The 9,743-nt window shown below is 32.7% G+C and carries 10 protein-coding genes; 3 read left to right on the top strand and 7 right to left on the bottom strand.

All coding sequences use genetic code 11. The annotated features are described in order from the left end of the window. Nucleotides 1–164 precede the first annotated feature (164 nt). The 3 genes from BW926_RS13675 (at nt 165) to BW926_RS14110 (ending at nt 3,195) form a co-directional block, all read left to right on the top strand. Entirely contained in the window at nt 165–557 is a 393-nt protein-coding gene (locus BW926_RS13675) for a hypothetical protein (protein WP_143756557.1), read from the top strand. Between the two features lie 210 nt (nt 558–767). Beyond that, on the top strand, nt 768–1,001 hold the full coding sequence (locus BW926_RS13670) for a hypothetical protein (RefSeq protein ID WP_076447877.1): 234 nt from the start codon (nt 768–770) through the stop codon (nt 999–1,001). A 1-nt stretch (nt 1,002) separates the two neighbouring features. Next, a complete protein-coding gene (locus BW926_RS14110; protein WP_083672337.1) occupies nt 1,003–3,195 on the top strand; it encodes a DUF3987 domain-containing protein in 2,193 nt (730 codons plus the stop codon). A gap of 176 nt (nt 3,196–3,371) precedes the next feature. Here BW926_RS14110 and BW926_RS13650 read toward each other — a convergent pair whose 3' ends face one another. From BW926_RS13650 to BW926_RS14430, 7 genes are all read right to left on the bottom strand, one after another. Continuing rightward, nucleotides 3,372–5,048 carry a hypothetical protein gene (locus BW926_RS13650; RefSeq protein ID WP_076447875.1) on the bottom strand — a complete coding sequence of 559 codons (1,677 nt, stop codon included), beginning with the start codon at nt 5,046–5,048 and terminating at the stop codon, nt 3,372–3,374. Between the two features lie 171 nt (nt 5,049–5,219). Continuing rightward, nucleotides 5,220–7,379 carry a peptidase domain-containing ABC transporter gene (locus tag BW926_RS13645; protein WP_076447874.1) on the bottom strand — a complete coding sequence of 720 codons (2,160 nt, stop codon included), beginning with the start codon at nt 7,377–7,379 and terminating at the stop codon, nt 5,220–5,222. Nucleotides 7,380–7,413: 34 nt separating this feature from the next. Then, nucleotides 7,414–8,496 carry an HlyD family secretion protein gene (locus tag BW926_RS13640; protein WP_076447872.1) on the bottom strand — a complete coding sequence of 361 codons (1,083 nt, stop codon included), beginning with the start codon at nt 8,494–8,496 and terminating at the stop codon, nt 7,414–7,416. A gap of 13 nt (nt 8,497–8,509) precedes the next feature. Then, nucleotides 8,510–8,953: a CPBP family glutamic-type intramembrane protease gene (locus BW926_RS14765; RefSeq protein ID WP_076447870.1), complete on the bottom strand. Its 444-nt coding sequence runs from the start codon at nt 8,951–8,953 to the stop codon at nt 8,510–8,512. A 55-nt stretch (nt 8,954–9,008) separates the two neighbouring features. Next, nucleotides 9,009–9,191 (bottom strand): hypothetical protein, encoded by a 183-nt coding sequence (locus BW926_RS13630; RefSeq protein WP_076447868.1) that lies wholly within the window; start codon nt 9,189–9,191, stop codon nt 9,009–9,011. Between the two features lie 36 nt (nt 9,192–9,227). Next, on the bottom strand, nt 9,228–9,383 hold the full coding sequence (locus tag BW926_RS14435; protein ID WP_179078027.1) for a hypothetical protein: 156 nt from the start codon (nt 9,381–9,383) through the stop codon (nt 9,228–9,230). Nucleotides 9,384–9,400: 17 nt separating this feature from the next. Next, the gene (locus tag BW926_RS14430; RefSeq protein ID WP_179078026.1) at nt 9,401–9,577 is read right to left on the bottom strand and encodes a hypothetical protein; all 177 of its coding nucleotides are present in this window, start codon (nt 9,575–9,577) and stop codon (nt 9,401–9,403) included. Nucleotides 9,578–9,743 lie beyond the last annotated feature (166 nt).

Genomic DNA, 9,743 nt, shown 5'->3' with positions numbered 1-9,743 from the left:
TACTGATGAGTTCCAGATTATTAGTTTTTTAAATTGCAATCCAAAATTGCTAATTTTCTTGGAACTTTTTTGTCTAAATAAGTTTAAACAACTTCATAGATTTAAAAAGATCCGAAATTCTGAATGTCTATCTTTTAAATGTAAGAATGTATTACGAATATAAAATGCTTTACGATAATGTCACTGATGCGCTTGAACATCAGAAAGAGAAAAAACAAGTTGCAAAAACGAATGATAAAAAAATAACGGAGATTGAAAAGTTTGAACTTTTGTTTACAAAAGCAGGATATGATACCGAAGGATTAAGAAATTTTTTCATTGGTTGTAATTTGGGTAATAAAAATTTGGCCATATTAATATACCATATTAAAAAACAGGCTAATCTGCCTATGAGCTTTTATTTAAAAAATTTCATGCAATGGATCAATAAAGAAGCACATTATACAGGAGTGAATGATTATTTGGGGAAACAAAAAAAGATTGAATTTCCAGATGCTTATACCGATGAAGAATTGCAAGAATTATTAGATCAGATTGAAGAGTATAAAAATTTTTAGATTATTTGGATTAATCCAATAATCCAAATAATCCATTTATCAATGTATTTACTTTGCATTATAAAACCCACCGGGGGAAACCGATGGGAATTAGTATTAAAAAAGTAAATACTTTTTTGCTTATAATTTGACGATCCTAAGCAATTCCAAAGATACTAATTTTCTAAAGATTCCGGCGGTTGGTAATTTCTAACGTTTAAATTACAACTAATGGAAAACCCATTTACTACTATCGAACTCCAACTATCCAATATCAATGCTAAATTGGATAAAGTGCTGGCAGAAAATAACTATGAACCTGATTCGGAACTTTTAACACTTCAGGAATACTCCAAATACATTAAAAAATCCTTACCGACAATTTGGAGATACGAAAAAGACGGAAAAATAAATCCTGTGATCATTGCGGGGAAAAAATACTATAAAAAAGCAAAAATACAATAGTATGGAAAACTTCCCCGCACATGATCCTGTAATCTCTGTATGTGAAAACATCAGATTACCAAAAAACATAAAGCAAGTATCTCTATCTTCTGTTTTGGAAAGAATTAAAAACCCTGAGCAAAGGATTATTGATCTTCAAACAAAATTTAGAGAAACTAAAGACGATAAATACAAACGAGGACTTCCCGGTTTTACGACTTCGGGTACGTTCTCTGAAAGAAAATCATCAGGTCTTACATCCGCCAGTGGTTTAATGATGCTGGATTTTGATAAAATCCTTGGTCCTGAAACGCTGCAACGAGAGAGAAACAAGCTGATAAGTTGCCCTTTTGTTGTAGCGGTTTTTATCAGTCCTAGCGGTAATGGGCTAAAAGCCATTATCAGGATCAGGAAATGGCAAGGTCAGAGTGATTACAAAAATATTTTTATGGAAGCCGGAGCGTATTTTAATTCTGAATATTTTGATTCCGGAACCTCCGATATTGCAAGATTAGCGTTCTTTGCCCATGATCAGGACATTTACATCAATTGGGATGCAGAGATATTTGATCCAGAACGCACTTTAGAACGCGATAGGGACACTTTTGAGAAAATCGTAGTGAAGTGGATGGAAAATCAAAATGAATTCTTTATTGATGGTAATAGGAACAAATATGTTTTTAAAATTGCAGGAGCCTGTTGTCGTTTCGGGATAGAGAAAGAGAATGCGTTCATCCTGATTCATGATCATATAAACATTACCTCTGAATTTGATCTTCCCGAATTTAAAAGCACTATACATTCAGCGTATAAAACAAATGAATTTGGGATAGCCCATAATGATTTTGAATTTTGGGACGTTGAAAATGAAGGTGAACCATCTGAAGGCTTCCAAAAAACTAAAAAAAATCCTTTTCCTATTGAGGTTTTCCCTGAAAAGATTCAGAACATTATTACAGAACTTAAAAATACTATGACTTATCCTGTTGATTATACGGCAGCAAGTATGATGTATGCGGTTTCTGTAGCAATAGGATTATCCTGTAAAGTGAAATTTAAAGAGGGATGGGTTGACAGTGCTATTTTGTATATGGCTATTGTCGGAAAAGCAGGAACCAATAAATCGCATCCTTTAACATTTGCTACAGAACCACTTAGGAAAATTGACGAAGAAGCTTATAAGAAATACCTTTCAGAAAAAGCTGAATATAAATTCATTGAAGCTTTAACTAAAAAAGAGAAAGCAGCAAAACAGTCAGAATTAATGGAAGAACCTTTCTGGAAGCAGTTTCTTATTTCAGATTTCACTTTTGAAGCCCTTGTTGATGTTCTGAGCAAAAATAAAAATACTATTGGAGTTTGTGTAGATGAGCTGACTACATGGTTTAAAGACTTCAACAGATATAATAATGGAAGTGAAGAGGAAAAATGGCTGTCGGCATGGAGCGGAAAATCTATAACGGTGAACCGTAAAACAGCAGGGAATTATCTCATCCCGAATCCCTTTATTTCGGTAATAGGAACTATTCAGAATAGTGTGTTGGCCGAGCTGGCGAAAGGAAGGATTGGAAATGGTTTTTTACACCGTTTTTTATTTGCATTCCCTGACGATCAAGATAAGGAAAAATGGAGTAAAAATCATCTGGATAAGAAATATATTAAAGAATGGGAAAATATCATAGCTAAAGTTTTAGAGCTGCATAACAATGAAGGGTTCATTTTAGAGTGTAGTCCTGAGGCTGAAAATTATCTGATGGACTGGCAACATCAATCAACAGATTACCTGAATAAGATAGATGATGAAATTTTAATAAGTATTTACAATAAGCTGGAAACATATGCCGTAAGACTTTCTTTACTGATGGAAGTATTTTATTATGCCTGTGGAGAGAGTGATTTGATGGGAATTTCTCTGAGATCAACAGAGGCGGCAATCAAACTGGTAACGTATTTTTCTCAAACGGCTTTAAAAGTCCATTCTGTAATTTCTAAACCTGATAATAGTTCGGATGAAAAAAATGATTCTGCTACAAAAATAATATTAACTGAAGTACAGCAGAATGTTTTTAATGCTTTGCCTGAAGAATTTCAAAATAAAGAAGCAGCTAAAATAGCACTTGAAAACGGAATGTCGGGAAGCAGCTTTCAGCGTTTTGTTAAAGATGAAAGATTATTTACGAAAATAAAGCATGGGATATTTAGAAAGATAATGTAAATGGTACGTGCGTGCGTAGCGCGTCCTGATATTAGTTCATTTTCTCTCAATTTATCTAAAAAATAAAAGAGATTTTGAGATGATTTGGTTAAAATTAAATTAGTTCCTACTTGATCTGATAATTTGTATCGGCCGTAAAAATTGTCAGATCAAGTATTGGCTATTATGTGTGAAAATTATTTATATTTAAACATGAGACCTATTGGTGATTTACTCAAATTTTGTTTTTCTCTTTCAATTTCTTTTATTGTTTTGATTGACTTAGGTAAATCTTTCAGTTTAGGGGCATCTATTAGCTGAATTAATACGGCTGTTGGTACTCCATACAAAGGTGTTCCTGTATATGCAGAAGCAATTTCGAGGGTCCCCATTACAAGCCAAGAGCCAAAATCTTTACCTGCTATTTTCCATTTTTTGGCAGACAGATCATTTATATTTTTCTGATGATTTTCAAAAGCTGCTTTAAGATTATTATAAACTGTTTTGGAAGTAGTTTCATAGTTTAAATAATCTGCAAGTACAAGATCCTCTATACCTTTAGATAAAACATTTCTGATTTCATCAATTGCCCCTGATTTTCTAATTTCAATTAATCCTTTAGGAGGAATTTTACCAATCCATTTAAGATTAGTATTTGGTAATTCATTTAGACCTTTAAGAATATGAGAATTTGGAAGATTTAGATTTTGTGAGGTTCTTTCTCCATCATATTCTAATTTCCATCTAAAATATTGCCAGGAAGTTGGAGCATCAATTAATGGAACGCCACCACCAACTTTCATTGATTTTAATAAAAGTTCATTAGAAACACTCATTCTCCCAAAACCCAAAGAAGCAACAATTAACCCAGGATTTTGTGTTTGCATTAATTGACCTGACTGACCTTTTATTTGTTTTTCAATTTGTATAGATAAAGGTTCTGTAAATTCAGTGTCAAATAATACTTTTGTCTGATCTTTAATTTCATTCATTACTTTATCAACAGTATCAAGGTCTTGACAAAATTCAACCAATTCATCAGTTGAATTGAATTCTCTTCCGAATACCTCTTTAGCATGGTACAAAGCATCTCGTTCTCCTAATTTTTTAACTTCCTCGAATGAAAAATCATCAATCATCTCTTTGTCTGCAAGAATAACGACAATTGGCTTTTCTAAATCTGCTAATGCTAAATCCCTATATTGTAATATATTTAAGGCATGTTTAACAAGATAGTAAACTCTTTGTTGCTTGTTCCAAACTTTAAACAAGTGTCTTGATCTTATAATTGGACACGGTAAAATGATTGTATCAGTATAAATACCGCATTTAGAAGCAATGTTTTGGTCATTGGCAGGGAATAAATCGCCACCAAAAACAGCTTTTATAGATTTATGTTGATCCTCTAAATGATAGTATCCAGCCTCAGTAACCAAGCCCCAAAACTCATTTAAATCATCAATTATTGGTTCTACAGCCTTTTCTAAGTAATCATTTGAATGCTTGTATGCAGCAAATTCGGCAACTTGATGAGGTGTAAGATTTTTTTCAAGCATAACTTTATAGAAGTCTTGAAAATTTACCTCGAACCTTTTAAAATAACTTTCTTGAATTTGATACAAGCTTATAGCATCTTTCGTTTTTTCTCTATGGTCAAAATATTCAGCTGCTAAAGCCATAGATCTAATTCTTCCATCAATAGTTGATAAATCAGGTTCTCCATTTTCATCATAGCGAGCGTTAGATAGACTTTCTTCAAAGCTTTCTCTCAAATGTTCAGCAAAATTGATTTTCCCTTCTTGTATTAAATCTCGTAGAATTAAAACTCGTCTTTTAACCCTTTCTTCGTATTCTCTTTCTTCTCTAGATTTCATATTATATCAATAATACGAAATTAGTAAATTTAATGTACTAATTTAAAATATAATAAGTGATTTTGAAAGATCAAATAAAAAATCCTTTTTAAAGAAATGCAGATAAAAATTCCACTAAAATTAAAATCATTCTTAGCATTAAATCAATCATTATAATAGTTTATTTTTGAATTAACCCAGTTTTGTACCTTGTTTTTCCCACATAGACTTATAAACGGAATTTTTGTTTAGAAGTTCGTTGTGGTTTCCTTTTTCTATGATTTGCCCTTCTTTCATCACCAGAATCGTATCTGCATTGGCAATAGTACTCAATCGATGAGCAATAACAATCATCGTTTTGCCTTGATTTCTAAACTCCTGCAATGTATTTTGGATTACCATTTCGGATTCAGTATCCAAGGAAGAAGTGGCTTCATCTAAAATTAATATTTCTGGATTTTTGTATAAAGCCCTTGCAATAGCGATTCTTTGTTTCTGACCACCGGACAACAAAGCTCCATTTTCTCCTAAATATGTTTGAAAACCGTTCGGTAATTTTTCAACGAAACTTAATATACCCAAGTTTTTTGTGATGTTTAAAATTCTCTGTATATCCGGAAAGTCTTCTCCTAAAGCTATATTTTCAATCACATTTCCTGAAAACAGATCGATCTGTTGTGGAACGACGGAAACAAGATTTCTTAAAGAATAATTAGAAATATAATTGATGTCATAATCCCCAATCATAATTTTTCCTGCTTTGAGCGAATATAAATTCTGGACCAAAGAAGCTAACGTAGTTTTACCGCTACCGCTTTCTCCAACGATGGCTGTTGTTTCTCCTTTTTTTATTTGACAATTAAAACCAGTAAAAATATCAGCTCTACTGCCATAGCTGAAACTTACCTCTTTAAACAGTATATCTCCCATATTTTCAGCTTTAAGATCCAGTTTATCGGTATTTTCCTCACGTTCCAGATCCATGATTTCAAAAAGACGGTCGGCGGCTATTAAAGCATTTTGAATAGTTTTATTCATTCCAATTAATTGTGAAACAGGACTTGTAAAATATCCTATCAAAGCATAAAATGACAATAATTCTCCTGGAGTGATCACTCTGTCAATCACATATCCTGAACCTACCCAAAGTAATATGATCGTAAATATTCGGGATAAAAACTCTGATGAGTTGCCCGAAAATAAGGCATTCATTACCGAAGCATAAATTGTTTTTAATAATTTTGAAAAAGCATTATCCGTTTTATTATTAGCAAAAGTTTCTACTCCAAATTGTTTAATTGTTTTCACTGAAGTGATGGATTCAACTAAATGAGATTCTAACTCTGCACTTTCCTCCATTAATTGTCTTTCTGCTTTTTTATTCAATTTATTGGTAATCCAGTATACTAAAAAGTAAAAAGGAATTACTAATGCTGTAATTAATGCCAGTTTCCAATAATAGGTGAACATCAATGCAAATGAAAAAATAATGATAAAAATATTGACAAAAATCTGTATGGAAACATCATTGATAAACGTTCTTATTTTGACGGCATCGTTCACCCTTGAAATGATCTCCCCGACTTTCATGGTATCGAAAAAACGCTGCGGGAGTTTTAGCAAATGTTTGTAATAACCGAGAATAAGGTGTTTATCCATTTTTTGGCCGGTTTGTAAGACTAAAACACTTTTCATGGCTCCAATAAAAATTTGAAACAACAGTATAACAATCATTCCTACAGAAAGCAGGTTTAAAAGCCTTTTATTTCCGTCTATCAAAACATAATCTGTTATTTTTTCAATATAAATAGAGGTTGATAATCCCAAAATGGTATACACCAATGCGCCTAATAAAGCTTGGATTAAGATACTTTTGTGTGGCTGAACTAAGTTCCAGAATCTTTTATAGAGACTTGTTTTTTCATCTCTTTGTTCAAAATATTCATTAGGTTCCAATAGAATAAGCACTCCTGTCCATATTTTTGAAAACTCTTCTATTTTATAATCCTCCAATTTTCCTCTTGCGGGATCCATCACTGTAATTTTGTCTTTTGCAACTTTGTAAACGACCACATAATGATGCATTTGTCCGTTAACAATAACATGGGTAATAGCTGGCAATGGAAGTTCCGGCAAAGCATCAATACCTCCTTTTACCCCTTTTGCATTGAAACCCATTTGCTCCAACCCCTGTATTAAACCTAAAACATTCGTTCCCCTTGTATCAGTATGGCAGATCTGCCTGATCTTGGCGATAGGCATTTTTAATCCGTAATGGATGGCAACGGAAGCAAGACAAGCAGCACCACAGTCTTTGATATCATGTTGGCGAATCAATATATTTTTTTTCATTTGTACGTTAAAACTTTAAAATTATAGTAAAAGTTTATTTTAGTTTTGGATTAAACCAATCGTCAACCCGGTCAAACAATAGTTGCCATAATGTACGGTCAATGAGGTGAAAGCGGGCTGTAAAAGTCATTCCTTTATCAACTTGCCCTTTGTAACCGTTTTTCAATTGTAAGTAGTTTTTATCCATCTTGCAGAGAACCCTAAAGAAAGCTTCTCCGGTTTGTTCATTAATTTTAATATTCTGATCAATTTCAGAAACCTTGCCTTCCAATAATCCCCATTGGTTATAATTATAAGTGTCGATTTGGTATTTTACGTTCTGACCTGTATGAATAAAACCTATGTCTTTTGGCGAAACCAAACATTCTGCAACTAGGGAAACTTCCGGAGAAATTTCCCCTATGTCTCGTCCTAGCGTCAGAAAATTATTTTTCTGTATTCCGGAGAAATTAACAAGTCTTCCGGAAATGGGAGCTGTAATGATATAGTTTTTTTGTTCCTGATTGATACGTTGCACTTCCGAACCTAAAGAACGGATTTGCCTTTCTACTTCTCTCTTCTGTGTTTGCCATTGGGCAATTTGTTGTTCTCTTATTCCGGCAATCTGATTTTTAAGTCCTTGAAGATTATAGAAAAACTTATCATATTCTGCTTTGGGGATTACTCCCTGGTTATAAAGGGTAGCTGCCCTGTCAAAATCTTTTTGAGCTAAAGACAATTGTGTTTGGATTTGTGCAATTTTTTCCTGCATGGCGGATAATTCTCTTTGGTATTGCCCGGTTTGTAAACCTGAAATTTGTCCTCTTGTAAGTTTATTTAAGTCCTGCAATTGTGCTGAATAATCTGAACTTTGGCTGTTTTGTAAATTCTTTTGAGTATCCAGCTGCTCTGCCGTTACAATGAGCAAAGTATCCCCTTGTTTTATCTCCTGATTATTCTTTTCTAGTTTGCTGTAAATAACTCTCCCTGAAACAATAGCAGAAATTTTAGTGTTCTCCTGAACAGATCGTATCACACCTCTTGATGAAGAGGAAATGGGGACTTTTATTATTGGTAAAGTGCATAGGAAGGTAACCACAAGAATTAATATCCCTATATAAATTGATTTTTTGAACATTGAAAAAGTGATTTTACATTACAAATAAAAAACCGTAAAGATTAAATAGTACATGAAAAATGGCTGTCAAAATAAAACTATACTTACGAGCATGTTTATAATAGTAAACATAAAGATTATTTAAAATTAATCCTCCAAAAAATGTCATAACAATATATAACCAATTATAATAATGCATTGATGAAAAAATTATGCTCATAATAATTATACAAAACAATTCATTTTTTAACTTTATCCATTTGGTTAAAACCAAATATGGCAGATATTGAAATACCAAAGTTTCTATAAAAGGAGCAACGAAAATGGCAATAAAGTTTAATTCATGTTTTGAGATGTTTGGGTTTTTATTTTGGTTTACATCAAAATGTAAATAGGTATCATTGATGTAATTAAAAAAATACCCATTTAGTACCGCAAAGACAAATGAAATTATAAAGAAAATAACTAGCTTTTTCATAAATAATAAAATGCTACCTTATTATAAAGGTAGCAATATTTAGTAATTAATAATATTAATTATAACCGCCTCTCGGTCCTCCAACAGGATGTGAAGCGATTGTATCTGCGGCAGCTACTATTGCGTTAGCCGCAGCATGAGCACCAGCTCCGATTGCATAAGCAACATCATACCAGAATCCATCACCTCCATTAATTGATAATAGTTCGGCGTTTGTAAGGGTTTCTAAATTTTTCATATCCTAAATTTTTTAATTTAAATAATTTAATGAGAATTAATGACCTGCACTAGCATAATAACCTGCCAATGCAACCTGATGTACATATTCATGTGCTAGAGCACCAACTGCATAAGCAACATCATACCAAAAACCATCACCTCCGTTAACTGCTAATAGCTCAGAGCTTGTAAGCGTTTCTAGTTTTTTCATATTATTTATTTTAATAATTATTTCTTTGGAGGATTATAATTTCCATTCCATCCGTCTGAAAGCCCATCTTTGATTTCGCTCCAATTATCAATAATCTGTTCAGCTAGCCACCACCAGCCGCCATTACCGCCGCCGTTTACTGTTATAGTTTCATGAGCTTCAAGCTCTACTAAGTTTAATTTTGCTAAATTCATTGTGAATCAATTTTAATTGTTATTAAGGGTTTAAAGGCGGAGTACCTGTATATATAACATTACCAAGAATATGGATATACTAATTTAGCTTCCAGTTAGAGTTAAGCATAAAACCTTAATTTTAACGTATGAAACAAGGGCGAAAAATCTATGATCCAGCTTTTAA

This window comes from Chryseobacterium sp. RU37D (assembly GCF_900156075.1).
Taxonomy (GTDB): domain Bacteria; phylum Bacteroidota; class Bacteroidia; order Flavobacteriales; family Weeksellaceae; genus Chryseobacterium.
Note: the sequence above shows the minus strand (reverse complement) of the source record. Positions and strands in the feature narration are given on the sequence as shown.